General features: G+C 39.4%; 23 protein-coding genes. 11 read left to right on the top strand and 12 right to left on the bottom strand.

Annotation, left to right across the window (positions count from 1 at the left end; translation table 11 throughout):
* Positions 1-33: 33 nt before the first annotated feature.
* From ACFSKV_RS05165 to ACFSKV_RS05145, 5 genes are all read left to right on the top strand, one after another.
* Positions 34-717: a response regulator transcription factor gene (locus ACFSKV_RS05165; RefSeq protein ID WP_380800830.1), complete on the top strand. Its 684-nt coding sequence runs from the start codon at positions 34-36 to the stop codon at positions 715-717.
* The gene (locus tag ACFSKV_RS05160; RefSeq protein ID WP_380800829.1) at positions 714-1967 is read left to right on the top strand and encodes a sensor histidine kinase; all 1254 of its coding nucleotides are present in this window, start codon (positions 714-716) and stop codon (positions 1965-1967) included. The genes ACFSKV_RS05165 and ACFSKV_RS05160 overlap by 4 nt, the downstream gene beginning before the upstream one ends.
* Positions 1968-2036: 69 nt before the next feature.
* Positions 2037-4370, top strand: a complete 2334-nt coding sequence (locus ACFSKV_RS05155; protein WP_380800828.1) for a TonB-dependent receptor — start codon at positions 2037-2039, stop codon at positions 4368-4370.
* 210 nt (positions 4371-4580) lie between these two features.
* A complete protein-coding gene (locus ACFSKV_RS05150; protein ID WP_380800827.1) occupies positions 4581-4766 on the top strand; it encodes a hypothetical protein in 186 nt (61 codons plus the stop codon).
* Positions 4767-4914: 148 nt separating this feature from the next.
* A complete protein-coding gene (locus tag ACFSKV_RS05145; protein WP_380800826.1) occupies positions 4915-6750 on the top strand; it encodes an alpha/beta hydrolase-fold protein in 1836 nt (611 codons plus the stop codon).
* A gap of 4 nt (positions 6751-6754) precedes the next feature.
* Here the strand turns inward: ACFSKV_RS05145 and ACFSKV_RS05140 are convergent, their stop codons facing one another.
* From ACFSKV_RS05140 to ACFSKV_RS05115, 6 genes are all read right to left on the bottom strand, one after another.
* The gene (locus tag ACFSKV_RS05140) at positions 6755-7168 is read right to left on the bottom strand and encodes a VOC family protein (protein ID WP_380800824.1); all 414 of its coding nucleotides are present in this window, start codon (positions 7166-7168) and stop codon (positions 6755-6757) included.
* 44 nt (positions 7169-7212) lie between these two features.
* The gene (locus ACFSKV_RS05135; protein ID WP_380800823.1) at positions 7213-7629 is read right to left on the bottom strand and encodes an SRPBCC family protein; all 417 of its coding nucleotides are present in this window, start codon (positions 7627-7629) and stop codon (positions 7213-7215) included.
* A gap of 1 nt (position 7630) precedes the next feature.
* Positions 7631-8035: a VOC family protein gene (locus ACFSKV_RS05130; RefSeq protein WP_380800822.1), complete on the bottom strand. Its 405-nt coding sequence runs from the start codon at positions 8033-8035 to the stop codon at positions 7631-7633.
* Positions 8032-8394: an iron chaperone gene (locus ACFSKV_RS05125; protein ID WP_380800821.1), complete on the bottom strand. Its 363-nt coding sequence runs from the start codon at positions 8392-8394 to the stop codon at positions 8032-8034. Before ACFSKV_RS05125 ends, ACFSKV_RS05130 begins: the two co-directional genes overlap by 4 nt.
* A gap of 23 nt (positions 8395-8417) precedes the next feature.
* On the bottom strand, positions 8418-9137 hold the full coding sequence (locus ACFSKV_RS05120; RefSeq protein ID WP_380800820.1) for a DUF899 domain-containing protein: 720 nt from the start codon (positions 9135-9137) through the stop codon (positions 8418-8420).
* A 111-nt stretch (positions 9138-9248) separates the two neighbouring features.
* The gene (locus ACFSKV_RS05115) at positions 9249-9698 is read right to left on the bottom strand and encodes an SRPBCC family protein (RefSeq protein WP_380800819.1); all 450 of its coding nucleotides are present in this window, start codon (positions 9696-9698) and stop codon (positions 9249-9251) included.
* 188 nt (positions 9699-9886) lie between these two features.
* Here ACFSKV_RS05115 and ACFSKV_RS05110 point away from each other — a divergent pair, with 188 nt between their 5' ends.
* The gene (locus tag ACFSKV_RS05110) at positions 9887-10864 is read left to right on the top strand and encodes a GlxA family transcriptional regulator (RefSeq protein WP_380800817.1); all 978 of its coding nucleotides are present in this window, start codon (positions 9887-9889) and stop codon (positions 10862-10864) included.
* 95 nt (positions 10865-10959) lie between these two features.
* Here the strand turns inward: ACFSKV_RS05110 and ACFSKV_RS05105 are convergent, their stop codons facing one another.
* The 3 genes from ACFSKV_RS05105 to ACFSKV_RS05095 form a co-directional block, all read right to left on the bottom strand.
* The gene (locus ACFSKV_RS05105) at positions 10960-13041 is read right to left on the bottom strand and encodes an alpha-amylase family protein (RefSeq protein ID WP_380800816.1); all 2082 of its coding nucleotides are present in this window, start codon (positions 13039-13041) and stop codon (positions 10960-10962) included.
* Positions 13042-13203: 162 nt separating this feature from the next.
* Entirely contained in the window at positions 13204-14574 is a 1371-nt protein-coding gene (locus ACFSKV_RS05100) for a TlpA family protein disulfide reductase (RefSeq protein WP_380800815.1), read from the bottom strand.
* A gap of 24 nt (positions 14575-14598) precedes the next feature.
* The gene (locus ACFSKV_RS05095; protein ID WP_380800814.1) at positions 14599-15156 is read right to left on the bottom strand and encodes a DUF4256 domain-containing protein; all 558 of its coding nucleotides are present in this window, start codon (positions 15154-15156) and stop codon (positions 14599-14601) included.
* A gap of 309 nt (positions 15157-15465) precedes the next feature.
* On the opposite strand from ACFSKV_RS05095, the gene ACFSKV_RS05090 reads away from it, so the two are divergent.
* Positions 15466-15750 (top strand): hypothetical protein, encoded by a 285-nt coding sequence (locus ACFSKV_RS05090; protein ID WP_380800813.1) that lies wholly within the window; start codon positions 15466-15468, stop codon positions 15748-15750.
* Positions 15751-15811: 61 nt separating this feature from the next.
* On the opposite strand, the gene ACFSKV_RS05085 is transcribed toward ACFSKV_RS05090, so the two are convergent.
* Positions 15812-16060 (bottom strand): Kazal-type serine protease inhibitor family protein, encoded by a 249-nt coding sequence (locus ACFSKV_RS05085; protein ID WP_380800812.1) that lies wholly within the window; start codon positions 16058-16060, stop codon positions 15812-15814.
* Between the two features lie 135 nt (positions 16061-16195).
* Between ACFSKV_RS05085 and ACFSKV_RS05080 the strand changes: the two genes are divergently transcribed.
* On the top strand, positions 16196-16558 hold the full coding sequence (locus tag ACFSKV_RS05080) for a bleomycin resistance protein (protein ID WP_380800811.1): 363 nt from the start codon (positions 16196-16198) through the stop codon (positions 16556-16558).
* A 25-nt stretch (positions 16559-16583) separates the two neighbouring features.
* On the opposite strand, the gene ACFSKV_RS05075 is transcribed toward ACFSKV_RS05080, so the two are convergent.
* Both ACFSKV_RS05075 and ACFSKV_RS05070 read right to left on the bottom strand, forming a co-directional pair.
* Complete coding sequence (locus ACFSKV_RS05075; RefSeq protein ID WP_380800810.1) at positions 16584-17678, bottom strand: MBL fold metallo-hydrolase; 1095 nt, start codon at positions 17676-17678, stop codon at positions 16584-16586.
* 167 nt (positions 17679-17845) lie between these two features.
* Complete coding sequence (locus ACFSKV_RS05070; RefSeq protein ID WP_380800809.1) at positions 17846-19420, bottom strand: tetratricopeptide repeat protein; 1575 nt, start codon at positions 19418-19420, stop codon at positions 17846-17848.
* Between the two features lie 332 nt (positions 19421-19752).
* Here ACFSKV_RS05070 and ACFSKV_RS05065 point away from each other — a divergent pair, with 332 nt between their 5' ends.
* Genes ACFSKV_RS05065 through ACFSKV_RS05055 form a run of 3 tightly spaced genes read left to right on the top strand, consistent with a single transcriptional unit; the run spans position 19753 to position 22715 of the window.
* Positions 19753-20430 carry a hypothetical protein gene (locus ACFSKV_RS05065; RefSeq protein ID WP_380800808.1) on the top strand — a complete coding sequence of 226 codons (678 nt, stop codon included), beginning with the start codon at positions 19753-19755 and terminating at the stop codon, positions 20428-20430.
* 25 nt (positions 20431-20455) lie between these two features.
* Positions 20456-21016: a DUF4136 domain-containing protein gene (locus tag ACFSKV_RS05060; RefSeq protein ID WP_380800807.1), complete on the top strand. Its 561-nt coding sequence runs from the start codon at positions 20456-20458 to the stop codon at positions 21014-21016.
* Between the two features lie 22 nt (positions 21017-21038).
* Complete coding sequence (locus ACFSKV_RS05055; protein ID WP_380800806.1) at positions 21039-22715, top strand: arylsulfatase; 1677 nt, start codon at positions 21039-21041, stop codon at positions 22713-22715.
* Positions 22716-22732 lie beyond the last annotated feature (17 nt).

Below are 22732 nucleotides of genomic sequence, written 5' to 3'. Positions count from 1 at the left end.
TGCATAAAGCATGACTAGGTTTAACATTTTCCCATGAAGATATTATTGATCGAAGACAACAGGGATCTGATCCAAAACATCCAACAATATCTTTCCCATGAGGGAATTCTCTGCGAGGTAGCCGAAAACCTTTTTGAGGCCCAGGACAAGATATTGTCATTCGAATACGATTGTATATTGTTGGACCTTATGCTACCAGATGGCAATGGCCTAAGTCTGTTGGATGTCATTAAACAATTGAAAGTCAAACCAAATGTCCTGATCATTTCCGCAAAAAATTCGCTAAATGACAAAATAAATGGTTTGGACCTAGGTGCCGACGATTACTTGGCCAAACCCTTTCATTTGGCCGAACTGTTGGCACGTCTGAAGGCAATTTACCGCAGATCCAAATTCAAAGGGGTGGATGAAATCCACTTTAATGAAATAGTAGTCCAGCCCGAAAACCTTCAGGCCAGTGTTCACGGAAAACAATTGGAACTTACGAAAAAAGAATTTGATCTCCTGGTCTTTTTGATTACCAATAAAAACAGGGTTCTGGGAAAAAATGCCATAGCCCAGCATCTATGGGGAGATTATACCGATAATCTTCCCAGCTTTGATTTTGTATATCAACATATCAAAAATCTCAGAAAAAAAATATCGGAAGCAGGAGGAAAAGATTACCTGACCACGGTTTATGGGATTGGGTATAAATTTGGAGAAATCCCATCATGAAACTTCTTAACCTACTTACTTCTGTTTATCTGATCATTACCATGTTGGCTTTGCTTATAGGAGGATTTTTCATCTATAGAAAACTGGGGGCAGAGATAGATTTTGAGTTGGGGATGGAGCTGAACAGACAGATAGAAGCTTATGCGGAAAGACTCCAACAGGGAGTGTCTCCAGAAGCTTTGGTCAATGAAAGGTTGGAAATCATTGAATTGCCTTTCCAGCTTGAAGAAGAGGAACTAAGTATCAGGGATACCCTTGCCTACCACGATCCATTGAACAAAGAAGAGAATCAGCTTAAAGCAAGTAGATCTTTCAAAATTGATGACAAACATTATCGGATTTCTTATTATAACCTTGTCGTAGAGGCAGAAGATATCACCGAAACGGTTGTGTACACCATGTTGCTAGTATTTTTTATCCAAGTTTTCTTCTTGGGATTGTTTTTCAGAGGTATTTCCAATTGGATCTTGAGGCCATTTCATTATACACTCCAAAAGATCCAACTTTTCAATTTCCAAACAAACAAACCCCTGGCTTTTCAAAAAAGCAAAATATTGGAATTCAATCATCTTAATGGTTTCTTGGAGAGAATGACCCAGAAACTACTCAAAGATTACCGGCAGATCAAAGAGTTTTCCGAAAATATTTCCCATGAAATCCAAACCCCAGCCGCTGTGGTCAGCGGTAAACTTGAAAATCTCATGAACCTGGAAATGACCGAAGAACAGGCTCACTTGATTTATTCAGCCTATCAAAACAATGAAAGAGTCCATAGAATAGTCAGGTCTTTGAGTTTACTTGCCAAACTTGAAAATGAAGAATTTGAACAACCATCACAGGTTGACCTTTCAGAAATCATTGAAAAAAACATCGACTTACTCTCTGAACTCATTGTCCTTAGCGATTTGAAGCTGCAAACTGACATCAAACCAAAGGTATTGGTGACCATGCATCCTTTAATAGCCGAGATCATGATCAACAACTTATTGGGAAATGCCATTAAACATAACCATAAGGAAGGTTGGATAAAAATAAAGCTTGGATTGAATCAGTTGATCATTGAAAATTCAGGATCAACCTTACGACAGGATCCCGGAGAATTAGTCCAGAGATTTAAAAAAGAAAGTGATAATCCCGAGTCAGTTGGCTTGGGTCTGGCTATTGTAAATCAAATATGCAAAACATATAAGTTTAGATTTGGTTATTCTACTGCAGGGAATATCCATATTGTCAAAATTGATTTCGGGTAACAACTTCAAAATTGGTTCAGATTGTATTGGTAATATTGTTCTGAAAACAAATAAACCAAGTCAAATACAATGCTAAGAGTAAGATTTTTTCTTTTGATTTTCTTGAGTATCACGGTAGTTCCAAATATTTTCGGTCAATCCTTTCCGGTGAAAGGGACCCTCTTGGATTCAGATTCAAAGGAGCCTTTAGGATTTGTTCAGGTAGCTCTTTTTACTTTGGATGATCAAACAAAACCTATCAGTTTTTCAGACACGGGTGATGATGGCAAGTTTTCACTTGAGGCCCCAAAAGGAAAATATTCTTTTAAAGCTTTTTTTATTGGATATAATGATTACCAACTCGATGAAATTGATATCAATGGACCAGTTGATTTAGGTGAAATCATGATGGAAGGGGAAAGCCAAAATCTGGAAGAAGTTGTAGTACAGACCTCTAAGTTACCCATTCGGACTAGTATGGAAGGAATTACAATTTCACCGGAAAACAACCTGGCCAATGTAGGCGGTACGCTTCTTGATATTTTGAGAAATACGCCCTCGATTATAGTTTCTGAGGATGGTTCTATTTCACTCCGAGGTAGCACAGGCACCAATATTTTGATTAATGGGCGCAATTCTTCTCTGACCCAAAACTTGGATCAATTACCAGCAAGTACGGTAGATGAAATCAGGATAATCAATAATCCCAATGCCAGATACGATGCAGAGGCAGAGGGAGGGGTTATTGATATTATCCTGAAGAAAGGTCAGGACTTTGGAACCCATGGGGGATTAGAGGCAACTTATGGCACAAGAAACCGGACAAATCTGGGTGCAAGAGTAAACCATAGAAGTGCCAAACTCAATACTTTTTTTGGTTACAATTATAGGGATTGGAAAAATGTCGGTAACAGACGATCCACACGAATTCTTTTTGAAGATGAGGAGACCCTGAAGCAAAATACTGAAAATGCCAGACGGAATATTGGTCATAATTTCACTTACGGTGCAGATTATTATTTTGGCAACAATGTACTGAGCTATGAGGGTGTGTATCAATCGAGTCTTGACCAACAGGTAAATACCCTTTTTGCAGAACTTGAAAGAGGAGGTAATGATCCTGAGGCTTTTGATTATGTGAGAAGAAATCAGGAAAGTGAAACAGATACCGGGCTTGACAATGCCTTGATTTTTGAACATAATTTTAAAGATAAAGGACATTTATTAAGAGCTACCGCCAGTCACTCCTACCGAAATCAATTTAAAACCCAGGAAATTGACATTTTCAACAATACATTAGATCCATTACCTGAAAACAGAACAGGACAGGAACTTGCCTATATCGATGAAGTAAGAAACATCTCTGTTCTTCAGGCTGATTATATTAAGCCAATGGAATCCGCTAAGTTTGAAACAGGATTAAAATCCATCATCAGAAAATTTGACAACGATTACCAGTATTTTAGATATGATGAAACCGCAGGAGGTTTTTTGGAAGATGAAAGAATAAGCAACAGGTTTATTTATCAGGATCAGATACATGCGGGATATGCTGTATTTTCCGTTACTAAACCCAAATTTGAATATGCATTGGGTCTGCGGGGAGAGCTTACCTTAGTAGACACTTATCTTCAGAACACAGAAGATAGAAATGAGCAAAACTATTTCAACCTATTCCCAAGCGTTCAAGGATTATACAATGTCAGCGAAACCCAAGCAATAAAATTCACTTATAGCAGAAGGATTGATAGACCAACCGCCTGGAGATTAAATCCATTTCCTGATATCACTGACAGCTTAAATGTCCGAAGAGGTAATCCTAACCTTCAACCTGAGATGATCAATTCATTTGAAGTTGGTCACATGGCCAACTTTAAAAAGGCAAGCCTGACAACCAATCTATTTTACAGAAAAGTAAATGGTCAGCTGGATTTCATTACTATTGTGGAAGATGGGATATCCTACTCACAGCCAGAAAATCTTCTGTCATCACAATCTTATGGTCTGGAGTGGATCGGTACAGGAGAGTTTACCCAATGGTATTCCCTTAATGGTGGATTGACCTTATTTAGAATTTTGGTTGATGGTTCCAACATAGGGGAAGAATTTACCAATTCAGGCTTTGCCTGGAATGTTAAGCTTACCCAGGATTTTAAATTGCCTTATGGAGTTAATTTCCAATTGGCAGCAAATTACGAATCACCGGAAATTGAAGCCCAAGGTAGGGATTTGGAACAATATTTTGTGGATGCTACCCTTCAGAAAAGTCTCCTTAGGAATAAAGGGAGCATTGCTTTGAGTGTAAGGGATATCTTTGATACCAGAAGATTTGCGGGATTTGCTAGGACCAATACATTTTCACAGGATTTTTACTCCAAACAGGAAACAAGAATTGTCCTTTTATCGGCCAGGTTTAATTTTTAACAAAAAACCTGTCTAAATTTTTTTACCGATGGCCAAAGAAACTAATTTAATTTAGTTTTAAATTCATGGATTTCAGGTAATTCTGATTTCTAAATTCTTCCTTTGAAGATTTTTATTCAGCATGCATTTTTTGATAAAATAGGCCATTATGGCAGAATTCCATTTTGGAACATTTGTTGAACCTGTTGAAATTTTCTCAATGAAAGAAATATGAAACCATTGGCTAATTTCGTAAAGTCTTTATGGAAGTCTTTCAGAAACCTGATTTGGGCTTTGATCGTCGCATTTATGCTGGGTGTACATAATTTTTATAAGCAGGAAACCAAATCCAAAGATGACATTGCCTTTCGCATAGAACAGGATGTCAAAGAGGAAGATGCCGCTCCAAAGGATTGAGATAATGCTATTGTTCCGGAATTGGAATTGGTGTTTTTTTATACAGATAACTTTTACTATCATTTTATGAATAGGATATTATTTTTCTCTTCCCTATTTTCACCATAAGAGACAATAATTCCCCAACCTGACCTCTACCTAATAACCTATGAAAAAATTTATTGGATTTATTTTCATGATTTGCTTGGGCTTTTACCCTGCATTTGCCCAAAAAGGCAGTAAAGAACGCATCAAAGTCCACAGCAAGGCACTTGAGGGAAATTTGATTGGCGACCCATCTGACAGGGATGTGACTGTTTATCTTCCCCATTCCTACCAGGCGAACCCCGAAAACCGATATCCGGTGCTGTACATGCTTCATGGCTTTACAGACACTGATTCCCAGTGGTTTGGCTGGGAAGACCACTGGATCAACCTTCAAAACGTCATTGATCAATCTATAGCTGAAGGACTGTCCAAGGAAATGATCGTGGTCATGCCCAATGCTTATAACCGATTCAAAGGAAGTATGTATGCCAGTTCGGCTACCATAGGTGACTGGGAAACCTTCGTTACCAAGGAACTAGTTCACCACATCGATGCAAATTACCGCACATTGGCTGATAAAAACAGCAGAGGGTTGGCCGGGCACTCCATGGGAGGATATGGGACCTTGCGTCTGGGTATGAAATATCCAGATGTCTATTCCGCTATCTATGCCCTTAGCCCTTGCTGTATGGATGGAGGGGCAAATACCAATGCAGAGCTGATGAGCAAACTGGAGGCATTCACTCCTGACCAATTGGAAAAAGCAAATTTCTTTGAAATCGCTACACTTGCTACTTCAGCTGCCTTTGCTCCGAATCCACAAAATCCTCCATTTTTCCTTGATCTTCCTGCGAAAAAAGGGGAGCCCCGACAGGAGGTCATCAACAAAATCATTGCCAACAGGACGCTGAGTTTTGTAGACCAATACATCCTCAATATCAAAAAACTGAAGGCAATTGCTTTGGATGCCGGTCTTCAGGACCGTGGTATAAGTGAGGCGACCAAGACTTTACATGAAATTTTGGAATCCTACAAAATCCCACATTTCTACGAAAGTTATGAGGGAGATCACCTCAACCGGATTGCGGAAAGGATTCAGACGATAGCACTTCCCTTTTTCTCCAAAAATCTCGTCTTCCAACCCAAACCTGTTTCTGAAATCATCGAAAATGGAGGTACAGGTAGCTATCCTGCCATTATGGTCTCCGAAGCCACACTTCCCACGCATACAGTATTCAAACCTCAGGATCTTTCAAAATTTGGCAACCAAAACAAGCTTCCGATTATTGCCTGGGGCAACGGGGCCTGCTTTGATTCTCCTTGGGAACATGTCAATTTTCTGAATGAGGTGGCTTCTCATGGATTTCTGGTTATTGCTATCGGAACTATGCCAAAGCAAACGAATGTTCGCTCAAAGTCCCAGAAGCTACTTGACGCCATCGACTGGGCCATTGCGCAAAATGCTGACCCTAAAAGTGTTTACTATCAAAAACTGGATACTGAAAACATTGCAGTGAGTGGAATGTCCTGTGGTGGACTTCAGACGATCGAAGTGGCGGGAGATCCAAGGATTACCACCATTGGGGTGTTCAATAGTGGCGTCCTGCGAAATCCAGGCGGCGGGATGCCCGGTATGCCCCAAGTTACTAAAGAGCAGCTGAATAACATCAAAGTCCCAACACTCTACCTTTTGGGCGGGGAGTCTGACATCGCTTATGGTAATGGTATGGACGATTTTAATCGGATCAACCATGTACCGATTTTCGTCGGCAATCTAGATGTTGGACATGGTGGTACCTATGCCCAACCCTATGGAGGTGAATTTGCCCGCGTCGCTACCCATTGGTACAAATGGCAACTGAAAGGCGATAAAGAAGCTGGGAAGCTCTTTACCGGAAAAACTCCTGGATTATCAAAATCCGCAGGATGGGTAGTGGACAAAAAGAATGTGGATTGAAATATTAAGGTTTTTCCAATGAAAGCATCCACCTTACCCCAAACCGGTCAATGACCATAGCGAACAAAGCTCCCCAGAATTGTGGCTGAAGTTCTTGGACAATTTGTCCTCCTTCAGATAGTTTTTGGTATAAGTGATCTATTTCTTCTTTTGAATCACAGTCAAGGCTCAGTTCTACTGAATTGCCCTGCTTCAAATCCCCCTGTCCGCACATGTCAGAAGCCATGATGTTAAAAGCACCATTGCTCAGCGTAGAGTGCAGGATTTGATCATGTAGGTTTTCCGGAAAATGCTCTTTGGCAGGAGATTCTCCAATGCGCATGATTTCAAGTTCTCCGCCAAATAATTCTTGGTAAAACTGCATGGCTTCTTTGCAGTTGTCCTGAAAATGTAGGTAGGGCTGTGCTGGTTTTTTCATAGTAAATTTTGATATTAATTGATATTAGAAACTAATGGATATTATTATTGCGATTCCACATATTTTTTGAAATTGTTCAAAATAGCCTGCCATCCATCCTGTTGCATCTCCCTGGGATGGGTTTGCTCAGGATCAAATTGGATCTGCACATTGGTCTGACCATTTTCTTCCTGGAATGCAATATCAACTCTTCGGCCATTTGGCATGGTATAAGCTACTTTTTCTTGCTCCAGAACTTCATCGAACACCGCTTCAAAATCAAATCCAAAACTTCCATCTTTTGCTTCCATGCGGGCCAGGTACTTCCCTCCTGCCCTGAAGTCAGTTTCTACCTTAGGACAGCACCAGTCATCGCTGGCAAAGTTCCAGTTAACGATATGCTGGGCATGGTTATAATATTGCCAAACCTTTCCGATTTCTGCATTTACAATAGCATCTATGGTTATTTTTTCAGAAGACATATTAGCTTGGTATTTGGGTAGGATCACTATACATTATTTCCCACTGATGCCCATCAGGGTCAGCAATGCAATCATAATACATCCAACCATGGTCAGCTGCTTCCCTGTAACGGGTAGCCCCGTTTTCCAGAGCTGTTTTTACCATCTCATCCACTTTTTGGCGGCTATCCACCTCAATGGCTAGCAATACTTGGGTAGTATTATGGTCTGCTACAGGTCTATTGGTGAAGGTGGAGAAAAACTCCTTTTTTAGCAGCATGGCGTAAATGCTTCCATCATTCAGCATCAGGCATAATCCCTTGTCATCGGAAAAACTTTCATTGAAGGAAAAACCAAGTTTGGTCCAAAAAGACCTGGACCTGTCCAAATCTTCCACGGGCAGGTTTACATAAATAGCTTTTATCATTGTGGTTTGGGTTTTGTTGATTTATTGTTTGCATCTACTCTAAATTTAACAATTTCACCTATCAAAGCGAAAGGTATTTCTTGGTCGAGGGGAAATTGGACAGAACCTTTTCCCTGCTTGTAAATGGATAATGCTTCCTTAAAGGCTTCATGCCCGGTTGGAGTGGCATAAAATCCTATATGGTGATTGTACCCTGCAAAATACACCAAGGGCTTTCCATGGGTTTTATAGGCAGGCATGCCATAAGCTATTGATTCTTCGGCTTCAGGAGCTATTCTGAAAATAATTTCCCTGATTTGTTTCAATATGGATTGGACCTTCTCAGGAAAGTTTTCAATATAAGCATCCACTTCGTTCATGTAAATTATTTAGTAGTCATTTTTCATTCGTAATTCTGATTCTGAGGCCAACCTTTTGGGGAATCCTCCCATGATTCCTGCCTGCCATAAGGGGTCAAATCCAGGTAATTATAATGCGTGGCCGCAAATTCTAAACCCCGGGCAAATGAAGAATAGGTATGATATACTTTATTCCCATCCCTGAGGAAAACACTTTTTCCCGGAAGGTCTCCTTCATATTCTTTTAACCAACCCTTTATTTCCATTCCCTCATAATTGTATTCCTGGTTTCGCTTTGGGTCTAGAGTTGCCTGGAAATCATAATTGAAATCACTCTTTTGGGAAGAATAAAATTGAAAATCCCAGTTTTTCTTTTCCTTTTCCAGTTGAATCCTCTCTATTGGTGCACGGCTGATGACTACAAGGGTTACACTCTTTTTGTGCAATTTTTCCGAAAGGAACCTGTTATAATTTTGATCTGCTTCCAAAGAACAACTTGGGCAAAACCTTGAGGACTCATCGAAATACATGAAATGATGAACAATAAGTTGCCGTCTGCCTTCGAAGAGATCAAGAAGGGAAATTTCCACTCCTGGCCCCTCAAAAATGTATTCTTTCTCAATTTCAACCATGGATAATCTTCTTCGAGCAGCTCTTACAGCATCCAGATTTCTAGTGGCTTCTTTTTCTATTTCAAGGAGTGTTCTCCGCTCAGCAAGCCATTGGGAGCGGCTTACAATTTTAGGGATTGCCCAATTTTCCAAAGTTCATCTATTGAATTATTGATTACTTTTCTTTACGATCTATCGAATTCTTTCATATTGAATTCAGGCTTCTAACCTGCAATCCAGTTAAGTCCATTTTCATAAGGTTATCTATCCTTCTGTAATTCTTTTGAGTATTTTAAGGGCTTCGTTCCAGGTATTTTCAAACATCTCTTTGTGTTCTTCGGTAGAGTCCAACTCTACCAATACTTTTGTTGATTCACCCTTTTCTTCGAAAGTGTAATTCTCAAGAGCACCAGCCCAAGATTTGACAGCTTCACTGCTGGTATCTTCTTTTCCGTTTTCAATGAAACCCAAATGCTCTATGGAGATAAAATTATATTGTTTGTTTGCTTTGATTTTACTTACCATACCGGAAGTATTCCCTCTTCCATCAGGAGCCAAAAACAGGATTTTGCTCCCTTCACTCCAATCACCGTCAAAATAAGACCCAGGCATAAAAACCTCAGTCCATTTAGGGTAGGTTTCCTCCCCTAACATGATATCCCAAACTTTTTCTTTTGGGGCATTAATGGTGATAGAAAATTTCAACTTTTCCATAGACTATATGCATTTTCGGGTTTGGACCTATCTTTAAGACATTTAGTAAATCCACCATAAATGTCTTTACGGTGAAATTCTAAATACAGATGTATTACAAAATTAGCCAGTATCCAAAAAAGTCACATATTGCAAAAACGACAATATGAAGGGTTGTTTCCGACAAATGACTTGCTTAACTTAGCTTTATGAAGCATGTCTCCATTTTGCTCTTGGAGCAAGTCAATCTCGCAGGTTTGGATAATGCTCGCCAGGGATTAATGGAAGCCAACCATTACCTCATGCAGCAGGGAAAAGAGCCTTTGTTTGAAGTTCAAGTAGTGGGAGTTCAAAAAAATGTAATGGTCAATAAAGGCCTCTTCGCCATAAATGCGCATAAGCAGATCTCTGAAGTACCCAAAACAGACCTGATCATCATTCCTCCGGTTCAGGCACCATTGGAAGATGCCATGCTGAAGAACTCGGGTTTTCTTCCCTGGATCTCCTCTCAAAGGAAAAATGGAGCTGAAATCGTTAGTTTATGTATGGGAGCTTTTATCCTTGCAAGGACCGGGTTGCTGGACAATAGAGATTGCGTCACCCATTGGAAGGCTGGAGCTACCTTCAAATCGCTTTTCCCAAAGGTCAATCTGGTGTCTGAAAAAATCCTTACAGACCATGATGGCCTTTACACCGGTGGTGGGGCTTTCTCTTCGGTCAACCTGATTTTATACCTCATAGAGAAAATGATTGGCCGGGAATGTGCAGTGTATTGCTCCAAAATTTTCCAGGTGGATTTAGGAAGACAAAGTCAGTCTCCCTTTATGATATTCAAGGGCCAACAAAACCATTCAGACGAACTGGTAATACAAGTGCAACAATACATTGAGTCTCATTATCCCGAAAAGCTTTCTATAGAAGGAATATGTGAGATTTTCGGTATTGGCAGACGGACTTTTGAAAGGAGATTCAAAAAAGCCACTGCTAACAGCCCTATTGAATACCTCCAAAGGGTTAGGATCGAGGCAGCCAAAAAATTACTGGAAGAGGGTTACAGAACAGTCAGTGAGATAGTTTTTGAGGTTGGCTATTCAGATATGAAAGCCTTCAGGGATATTTTTAAAAAAATTACAGGTACTACTCCTCTTGAATATAAATCCAAATTCTGTATACCTATCAGTGCTTGAAGTTATGTATTATAAAACCTTTGGGGTTTTGAAAACCCCAAAGGTTAGGTTTTAATTGCATTCCAAATATTAGAAAATATAAACTTCTCTCCTTTTTACTTTTCCAATACAATGCCATCAAAATCCTCCAAACTGACCACTTTGAATGTTACCCTTCCATTTTGATAGGTATAAGGTATGTCATTTTCAGTTACCATGCTCCAAATACGTTTGGGTCTGAAGTCAGACCGTATATCGAATTCGGTTGCGTAAACTGGCAAGGGTTTAAAATAAGTATTCCCACTGAAACCGGTGAGGTTGACCAAATGTAAGATCATTCCATCCTGACTTTCCTTCCCATAATTCTCTGGCGTATTTAGAGCAAAATTCTGTAAAATCACTTCTATTCTTGGATGGGCATTGGTACGGATCAATTGGTTAACATCGGGAAAAACATAATCAATCAGATCCAAAAGGATGTTTTTATGCTGCTCATAACCATGTAGGAAATATAACTTACCCAGATTGATGGGCATCAGTACTGCTTTGCTCCTTGCATGCTGCTTGATCCCAACTGAATAAAAACCAGTAGGTTCGTGTCCACCGATGATTTCCGGGGGGCCAGGGATACCAGGAGTCAAAATGGGAAGCTGAGTTTCATAGGCACCATCAAATTCGTAAAGGCCAAGATTAAATTTCCAAAACAAGAGGGATTGTTTATCAAATCGGGTAAAAAGGTCTTTGTTATCCGGTTGAAGGTAAAATCCAGCCCCATCATGGTTCAATTCTTTTACCCTTGCTCCGAACAAGTCCCACAAAAAATCCGGATGATCGGAAAGGGATCTGTTGGTGGCCAGGATGTTTGCCCCATTTTTAGCCAATCGCACCAAAGCATCCAAAGCTCCCTTATCAAACCGAAGGATTTCAGGAAGAATAATCAATTGGTATTTTCCCAAAGCCTTTTCCTGATTCCCTACCTGACTGTCCTCAATGATGTCATATTGGATATGGGATTCTTTCAACATCAATTGAATTCCTCTGTATTCTTGTGCTGCATCTCCGGAAGGCCATGATCCAGGCGCAATAACCGCCACTTTAGCCGGAGAAGTATAATTGCCAAAGTAAGGTTCAAATTTTTTGTGATGGGCATAGATTTCCTTGAAAACTTCAAAATTCCGCTCATCCTCATAATCCCTGAAATCCCCCATCAGGCTCAGGTCCAGGCCTGAACCATTGGCAATGTTTTCATATAGCCTGATGCTTACTTCTTCGGGCTCTATGGCATTGTACCGGGACTGAAAGGAAATCTGTTGGATACTGGCATTACTTACAATGTGCTGGGGATAAGAGTGCCTGGTATTGTTCACATTGTCCGAAGCATTATAGGGCCAATATGGCAGGGAATTGGTCTGGGACTCGTGCCGGATGATATCTACATGATCCTCCGAATAAGTGCAAATGGCTATGTTCTTGTTTTTTGATTTTACAAGAAGGTTCAACCTCCGGATGATATCGTCAGCGGTAAATTTCTTGAATTCCTCATACTTGTTGAAAATAGGGTCATTTCGGTCCTCAACTTTGGGAAGTTCCAATCCCCCGCTGAATTCCGCAAAGCGCTTTTTGTCATAAGGATTTTGGTCAATCCCATAGTATTTCCCGATATAAGGGTTTCTTGTCTGGTATCCGGGCATATTTAAAAACACGCCATCGATGGGATATAAGTCAATGACCTCTTCTACAATATGGAATAATTGTTCCTGTTCATATGGGGCATTGATGGAAATGGTATAAAGGTCCTCATTGGTGATGCGCTCACCTTGGGGAGAAATATAAAACCAATCAGGATGCTTCTCGAAAATACTTTTGTGAGCTCGGCTAAAATCAAACCTTACAATCACCCGGATGTTGTTTTCATGACATTTTTTGATCACATCACCCAACATGTTTTCTTTCATGTAGGGGTTTGGATAATGATACTCCAATTTAGTAGGATAAAAAGCCATAATCCCACCTGCATTGATGATCAGGGTATTGGCAGAAAAGTGGATCAGATCGGCAACCAATGAATCCGGATCAAGAGTAGCAGCTTCGTAAGCAGGAAGATTGGTTTGAATCACCCGGAGGTTATTGGCTTTCCACCATTCAATGCTATCCGGCCAAGTCAAAGACTGTGTGCTGCCTTCGGTTGTAATAGTCACAAAAATAACTATCAAAAAAAATAAGATGGTACAAGGGAAACCTTGCCTAATAAATTTAGGATATTTTGTATGCTTCATTGATGGGAAATTAATTTCAACAATACCTGATCGATAAGAATAATAATTTAAATTAAAATTTGGCACTATTTGGGAATTAATCAATTATCCTGGAAACTTCTTCAACTCATTTTCAATGAGTTGCTCCATCCCAATGGAAGGCTCCAACAAATCAGAGTTTAGGATAATCCCATTCTGATCAATGAGAAAATACTTTGGTATGGATTTGATCAAGTACATGTCCCCAAACTCAGTATTCATACCATCCGGAATATGTAATTCCATCCCGAATTGGTCAGGATTAGTTTTTTGAACGTAATTCAACCATTTCTCTTTTGATTGGTCAATAGAAATCATCAAGATGGCCACTCTGGGATTGTTCTCATATTTTTTTGCAATCTCCAACATATTGGGACGATGTTGGATACAGGGACCGCACCAAGTCGCCCAAGTGTCAATCACCACAATTTTCCCTTTAAAATCTGAAAGTTTTATTTCTGAACCATCAAACCTATTTGCCTTGAAATCAAATCCTTTTACCCCGCTTTGGGAAGAAAAAAAAGAACTGGATGCCCGGTCAATCAGGAATGCATAAGGATTTTTAGATTCCTGCAGTAAGGCTTCCTTTATGGTCGTGCTGGTGAACAATTTTTCGTGAGGTCTCCAGTAGGATGGATTTTCGATCACTTCTTTTAGATAAACCGCTTTCAAAAAATGCTGTAAGTCCTCTGTCTTTGTGTTTTTTTCTATATAGTCCAAAAAAATACCCAAATTTTCAATAGAATCTCTTTCACTCAACAACTCGATTTCATACTTATATAAAAGCGTATTCGGAAGAGATTTTGTATAAATATTCTCATTTTCAATGTCTTTAACAAAACCGAAAAAGCCATCTTCTGGTGAAATTTCTTTGATGATCCGGCCATAAAACATCAAAAAAGAATAAGCCCTTGCTTTGTTCTGAAAGGTCAACAATCCCAATTCTTCTTCTGTGAGTTGGGATTCGAAATGCATCAATTGATCCTCTCTCACCTGAACCAAACTGTCAAACAGGCCTCTTACTTTCCAGGGATCATCTTCTGCAAAAATGACTTTATCATGTTGGGAAAACATAAGGTTGGTCGATTTCCATAAATAATTGGCCAAAGAATCGGCAATGGATTGTTCTACCCTGATGGTATTGGAATCAATGACAACTATCTTCTTTGCTTCCGGTCTTAGTACAGTCAGATAGGTAGATTCCAAACCTTTAATGGCAATTTCTCCAAGGGAAGTCTCCTGGATCTGAAATTTGTATTCTTTGCCGATGGGTTCCAAGGGCATTTTCAATAAAGTTTGTCCTGAATAAATGTCAACAATATACAGGCTGTCATAATCGCTGCTATTACCTTCAATTATAATCGAAACCACCTTTCTTTCTTCGCATGATGAAAGGAAAATAAGGCAAATAAAAACAAGTAGAATAATACCTCTCATTTCAAACATTGATAAAATGGTGAATCATACCCTCAAAGATCCCCTGAATCCTCTTGATGCATAATAGGATTCTGCCCCATTATGATAGATAAAAACCTGGCCATAGCGCCAATCCCCAAAAATAGCTCCACCAAGATTCCTTATATCATCCGGTGTTTTTAACCAGCTGGAAGTTTTTGCATCAAATTTTCCCAATTGTTGCAAGAATCTGTACTCGTCTTCATTTAAAACTTCAATTCCCATCTCCGCCGCCATTCCTAATGCAGAATGATAAGGTTTATATTCTTTTCTAGATGCCAAAGCCTTAGGATCATAGCAAACACTTCTGCGACCTTTGGGACTTTCTGATGCACAATCGTATATCAGGAATTCGCCGCTTATTCCATCCACCCCTACCACATCCGGCTCCCCGCCTGTCAGCTCCATCTGATTCAAAGACCAAAGTTTTGGGGGATTGGCCAATAACTTTTCCTCAACCCTCTCCCATTCAATATCCCGGTGGCGATTCATGTTTTTTTGGAAACGGGTGGCTACGATTTTTAACAGGGATTCTGATTCCTCAGGTGTGAGATAAGGTTTCATTCCGATTCAGTGGATTATGGATTTGGTAGATCAAGAAAATTATAAAGGAAAATTCTTTAAAGAAATTCAGGTAGTTCAACCAAGATGCTGATACTTCCCTCTCCTAATTATTTAGGATTTATAATACTATTGATTTTTTGACTTAAAACCATCAAAAGCCATAATTTTTATATATTTTTTGACCTATAATGCTTTGACTTTCTTGTACTTTTGTACATAAGGCTTTCCAAATGATGGAAAAGGGCCTATGTTTAAAAAATAGGGATATCAAAAGCAATCTGCCCAATTGCTTCTTAAATAAACAAGCCAATGAAAAACAAAAGATTGCCATTACTTCTGATTATAGTGATCCTGCTGTTACTCGCTCCTCTGATCTTCATGCAATTTACGGAAGAAGTAAAATGGAGCTTTATGGATTTTGTGAAGATGGGTGCATTATTGCTCGGTTTGGCTTTGTTGGTTGAACTAATTTTCAGGAAAATCCAACGGATACAACATAGAATTATCCTCGTGGCAATGGTTTTGATATTGTTTTTTCTCATTTGGGCCGAACTTGCTGTCGGCATCTTTGGGACTTCATTTGCAGGGAATTAAATACCGGCAAATGGAGAAAAAAGCTTAGAATCCAGAGTGACTTTTAACAAGAGCTTTTAAACTATTTACACTCCCCACTGGTAAACTTCAAAATTCCACTGTTGATAGCTTCACAACTGTTGCCATAAGTTTTATTGTCACAACCACAGACTGGATCATATAGCGCAATGCAGGCTACATCATGCTTAACCTTAGAACTATCAAAGCAATCCGCATCCAACAGGACTTCTGATGGATTGTTGCTTTCACACAAAAAAGCCGAAAAAGCGATAAAAATTACCGCGGCAAATAAATTCAGGTGTTTTCTCATAGCTGTTATTTTTAATCTAAGACGCAAAGTTCAGGCTGAGTGCTACAGATTCATATTTTTTTCGATCATTTTTTCATTAATTAAAGTAAATGGTATAGATTAAGGAAAGGTTTTCAATCATAATTTTTATCTATCATGTTAACGGCCATCCATCCAAAATTACCTATGCGCGACAAGGCTAAAACAAAAGATTTTTACATCAAGGGATTGGGTTTTCAGGTATTTGGGAATGCAGACTACGAGGGTTACCTTATGTTGTACAAAGACAATATTCAAATCCATTTTTTCGAATTTAAAGCCCTTAACCCAAATGAAAACTACGGGCAGGTTTACATTAGGACCAATGATATCCATAAGGTTTACCAGTCTTTTGTCAATAATCATGTGAAAATACATCCCAATGGACCTTTAGAAGCCAAACCTTGGGGACAATGGGAGTTTTCCTTGCTTGATCCGGATAATAATCTGTTGACCTTTGGCCAGGATCTTAATTCTTAGCAAATAGGCGGACTAATTTCTGATTTTAATCCACTTCTTCCCACCAGTTTGTAAATACCTGATTTGCATCATCCAGCCATACCTTCTCTCCAATTATGGGAGTTTTCAGCTGCATTTGGTATTGCTTACTGAATTGATACACCTCGGAAATAGGTTCATACCAGGGATGCATGGACAGTGCAAATTTTGAAGAATGGACCGGCATCAAGCTTTTGGCTTTGAGGTCCAATGCTGCTTTGACCGTTTCTTCCGGGAAAAAATGAATATTTCTCCAGGCCTGATTATATTGTCCATTGTCCAAAATGGCCAGATCGATGGGACCGTGCAAGGCACCGATTTCAGCCAAATGGGTATCATATCCACTGTCTCCTCCCACATAGATTTTTCGGATTGGAGTTTCCACCACAAAAGACAACCATAAGGTATTGTTTCTTGAAAAAGTCCGCCCTGAAAAATGTCTTGCCTTTGCAGTATGGATTTTCAGGTCCTGGAATTCAATGGTTTGATCCCAATCTTTTTCAATGATCATATTTGAAGCATAACCCCAATACTCCAAATGGGATCCCACACCCAGTCCACAGATCACTTTTTTAACATTATGCTTAATGTCTCTTATTGTTTCATAATCCAAATGGTCATAATGGTCGTGGGTAATCAGTAAATAATCAATTTCAGGTATATCAGCAACTGTGTAAGGATCGGTCCCTTGGAAAGCTTTTACACTTCCCGGAACCGGTGAAGCATTGCCGCTAAATACAGGGTCTATTAAAAACCTTTTCCCCTCAATTTGCATGAAATAAGAAGAATGTCCAAACCAGATCAGGATATTTTCTTCCCTTTCCAACTGGTGCAGGTCAATTTTTACAGATGGAATAAAGCCATTTGGCTCTCGATCAGGGTGTTTTTTGAAGAGTTGGTCATAGAGTAATCCCATCATGGAAGTGCCTTCCGCAAACATGGGGGTAAAAGTGAAATTCTCAAACTTCCCGTTTTTAAAATTGGGAGATTGCTGGAATTTAGCCAAACGCTCACCGCTGGGAGCCTTTCCTGATTTTGGGTGGAGCAAAAAAAGAAATATCCCTATTGCTAAAAGCAGAATGATACTGAGGAAGATTAGCATGATATATTTCAAAAATTTCAGGAATGTTTTCATCTACCCAAATGTAGAAAATGTATATCTATTACAATTGGCGAATCAATAAAGTTTAAATAAATACAGAATATCATAAAAAAATAATGAGTGAATCTTTGACAATGGGTCAATAAACATGAATCCATTTCCAATTTTTATAGATCGGCTTTTTTCAAAGTTTTAAACAAGCGATTGATCATTTCTTCCGATTGCAGAAAGGAACCTAGAATTTGCTTGGATATAGCCCAAAAATCAGGAATAATTTGAACCAGTTCTTGAGTACAAATTTTAACGGCACTAAAATTTTCCATTTCGACATAAGAAACAGCTTTCAATATTAACTCCCAGACTATACTTTGCCTTTGCATTTTCTCTGCCCAATAGACGGCATCTTCATATTCATTCCTTTGAAAGTGATAAATACTTAGACCTGCATTAAACCACCACGGATAATATGGATTAACCTGGATGGATTCACTCAACAAGCTATATCCTCGTTCATATTCGCCGGCACAAATCAAACAAAATCCCAATCCTCCGGCAATGCCAGTAGATTTCGACTTTAAATTTAACCATTGATCAATAATTAGCAGGCAGTCTTTTGGTCTATGTTGAAAAAGGTAGGCAAGGCCAAGTGTTTGATAAGCATGTTGGCAACGGGGGTCAATGCTTAGTGCCTTTTTTCCGCACTTCACACCTTCTTCCAATGGGGCCAAAACTGAGCAATCATAACCAAAAAAAAATCCTGCAACATAGGTCTCCCCAAGAATGGCCCATCCTAAAGCATATTGGGGATCAAACTGAACGGTATTTTGCATGACCACCAACCCTTTCTTAAATGTTTCTTCATTTAGATCATTTAGCAAGTAGTAATACCAAAAAACAGCATCATAGACCTTTACATCCAGTGCATGCTTAATAGGAGATGCCTTAGCTGCTTCCCTAAAAATAATTCCATGACTGCCTCCAATCTGATTTATTACATGCTTTACAATATCATCCTGAATGGTAAAAGTGCCCATTGCTGATCTTTCCCTTTCATATGAACTGGCCCATACCTGATGGTCAGTAGCACTTTTAATAAGTTGCACACGAACACGAATTAAATTTTTGTTTGATTGAATACTTCCAGTTATTAGGTAGGTAGCATCCAACAACTGTCCGGCTTCTTTTGAATCAATTCCCTGTGAAGCGATTTTTCGCGAGGAATAATAAGAAACCACCGTTATTTCATTAAAATTTGTGAATTCCGTACAGATCTGATCACACAATCCATCAGCTAAATTTTGCAGATCGTTTTCTCCCAAGCAATGAAATGGTATTACAGCCAAAGTAGGTTTGAAAATAACTTTTAGAGTTTGAATTGGGCTCTGGACAATTGATGGAGTAATCAACTCAAAATTTGGTATGTATGCACCTTTTGGAACGGAAATAATAATAGGATCATTATAACCTGGACCGCTGTAATATTCATTTAAGGCCCTTCTAAGCCTCCCTGCATGAATTCTTACCGAAGCATCCAACTGCGGATCGTAACCAACCTTTTTTGCAAGCACGTTAGTCCCAATTGTATATTCCTTAAGTAAATTTTCCCTCCCCTCCAATGTTTCTTCCACAATGAATGTAAGAAAGCCTGATAATATCATGGAATTGCTAAATACCGGAAATGATAGTATCCGGTCCAACTGATCATTAATTTCTTTCTGACTGATAGATGGGGACGATTTCATTTAACGGTTAATTAACTGGAATGATTGGTATCTGAAAATACAAAATTATAATTTCGTTTTTAATTCTATAGGAAATGCTGATTTAGCAAGAACTTCAGCTGATTGTTTTAAAATTTTTGGACTTTAAAACTAAAAAAACTCAGCCATACAATGATGATTCAAATCTTAAAATTCTCTGTATTGATTATCGTTTGAGTTCAACCTTGTTTCAAAAGTTTAGAAAGAAGGTATGGGCGAATTTAATGCAGCTTAATGAATATTACTATAAGAGGGCAACACAAAAGAAGCAAATGACAGAAGCTATAATGAAACAATAACCTATTCCAAACTCCATGAAAATCATAAAAACCATTTTATTACATTCTGTTTTTTTTGTTTCTAGTTTTCAGCTTCAGGCCCAAATTGATAAAGAAACATTATCGTTGAATATTTCAAAGGCAGAAGAAGCCAATCAGCTTAAATTAAAAGAATACATCTGGAAGCGAAGGTCAGATGTGTTTATTGAAAGTCAGTTAAAATTGACAACAATCACTGAATTCAGTTATTCCGCAAATGGAGAGCTTGAAACCAAAATAGTAGATGCTGAAACTACTGTCGAAAAAAAGCCGGGATTTCGGGGCAAAGCCCAAGCGAGTGCTGCTGAAGATAAGATGGAATATATCGAAAAGGCCCTTAAAATCGCCTTAGATTATACCTTTATGACAAAGGGTGAGTTGTTGGATTTTTTTAGCAAGGCCACGGTAACTGAAAAGAACGGATTGATTGAAGCTGTCGCTGATGACGTTCATGTGAAGGGTGACCGATTGATGGTAGGTGTTGACCCAGACACCCACATGTTTACATACAAAGAATTTACAAGTTTATTGGGCCAGGATAAAATAGAGGGGAAATTGAATTATGAGAAATTCAGTGATGGGACAAACCACTTATCAACAACTATGCTGAACCTTCCAGCGCAAAAAATGAATATTGACGCAAAAAATCAGGATTATACCATTCGAATAAAGTAAAGCTATATCTTAAAATCCGATAAATATGAAAGTCACAACTAAAATCATCTTGCTTCTACTGTTGAACTGTATGGTGCTTGCCTGTAGTTCACCACTGAGGGTCATCACAGATTATAATACCAAAACCGACTTTAGCAAGTTTAAATCTTTTTCATTTTATCAGCTTACCGACAAGGGCCCAGGATTAAGTGAACTCAACCAACAGAGAATAATTAATGCCATAAGAGATGAGATGCTCAAAAAAGGGTTTAAAGAAGATCTAAATAATCCAGACCTTTTGGTTAATGCAACGGCTATCGTAACAGAAGAAAAGCAGTTGACTTCAACCAATTATTACAACTATGGAGGTTATTACAGGCCGTATAGATGGGGGCCGTCCTATGCAGGATCTACGGTTTATAGTGTTTCAGAACTTAGAGAAGGATCACTGGTGATCGATATCATTGATGCTTCTTCAAAGCACCTGATTTGGCAAAGCACTGGTAACAAGGAAATCGATACAGGATTAAAAAAAGCTGAAACTGAGATTCCTGCTGCCGTGGAGAAAATTCTTGCTGATTTTCCTCCCCAACCTGAAAAAAAGTGATGAACTGATTTAAATACAAGATATGAAAAAACTATTCCTATTTATTCTTGCAGGGTTGGCAGCATGTAGCCAAAAACAAAACGAAGAGAAACCGCCCCAAAGGCCCAACATCCTTTTGATTGTTGCAGACGATCTGGGATTCAGTGACATTGGCCCCTTTGGCGGAAACATCAATACACCTGTACTGGACCAATTCAGTAAGCAGGGAATGCTCTTTTCAAATTTTTATGTGTTGCCTACCTGTTCCCCAACACGCTCCGCATTACTTACAGGTAATGATAACCACGTAGCGGGAGTGGGAATCATGAGTGAAGTCAGTTATCCGGCAGTGGCAAATCTCCCCGGATACTCCGGACATTTGAACAATCAGGTGGTGACAATCCCAGAACTGTTGAAGGAGAGGGGCTATCACACCTACATGGCCGGCAAATGGCACCTTGGAGACGGAGAAGGACAAATCCCCTCTGATCGCGGCTTTGAGGAATCATTTACGCTTCTTCAGGGTGGGGGAAGTCACTATGCCGACCAAAATCCTTTGTCACCGCCTCAGGTAATGGACTATAGGGTGAACGGAAAAAAAATCACAACCCTTCCTGCTGATTTTTACTCGACTAAAAACTATACCGACACCCTTATTCATTACATTGACAAAAATAAAGGAGATCAAAAGCCATTTTTCATCTACGCTTCTTACACAGCCCCACATGATCCGCTGCAGGCGCCAAAGGAGTACATTGAAAAGTACAAAGGCAAATTCGATTCAGGATGGGATTCACTGCGGGTACTTAGGCTCAATAATCTGAAGGCTTTGGGAATTATCTCAGCGGATGTCAACTCCTTTGCCCCAAGTGGTATTCCCGAATGGTCAACGCTAAATTCTGAACAAAAGGCGGAGTTTGCCAAAGATATGGAAGTGTATGCTGCGATGATTGAATACCTCGATATGAGTATTGGTCGCCTGCTCGATTACCTCAAGAAGCAGGGTATGTATGACAATACATTGATTGTATTCATGTCGGACAATGGAGCTAATGGCGTAATGGCCACAACGTACCCAGGTAATGCAGATGGAAAATACTTGGGCACTTTCAACAACGAATTGGATAATCGCGGATTACCAAACTCATTTGTTGAAATGGGTCCTGGATGGGCCCAAGCTTCATCATCACCATTCAGGTTGTTCAAGAGTTTTGCTTCAGAGGGAGGAATCAGAGCTCCTTTGATGATTAAACTCCCTAACGTCGCGCCAAATCCCGGACAGTGGAACAGAAGTTTTGTACATGTAACGGATCTCATGCCTACTGTTTTAGAACTTGCTGAGGTATCATATCCTGCACAGTTCAAAGACAAAGCAGTTAGACAACCAATAGGAAAATCATTGCTGCCGGTACTTACCGGAACAGCCCAGGAAGTTCATGCTGACGGTGCAGGAATGGGCTGGGAATTGTTTGAAAGAAAAGCCTTCATCAAGGGCAAATGGAAAATTCTGAGATTGCCTGAACCCTTCAGTACAGGAGAGTGGCAACTATTTGATCTTGAAAGAGATCCGGGAGAAATCAATGATCTTTCTCAGCAATTTCCATCAATTCGGGATTCATTGGTTAATGACTGGTTGAAGTATGCCAAAGCCAACGACGTCTTTGATCATCGGGGACATTACGACTCGCTCTTAAGCAGAAGTCTGATTGGGGATCATTGAGCGCAATAGACCAGGAA

Origin of the sequence: Shivajiella indica, assembly GCF_042683085.1 — a bacterium.
Taxonomy (GTDB): domain Bacteria; phylum Bacteroidota; class Bacteroidia; order Cytophagales; family Cyclobacteriaceae; genus Shivajiella; species Shivajiella indica.
This window is presented reverse-complemented; position numbering and strand designations above follow the sequence as displayed.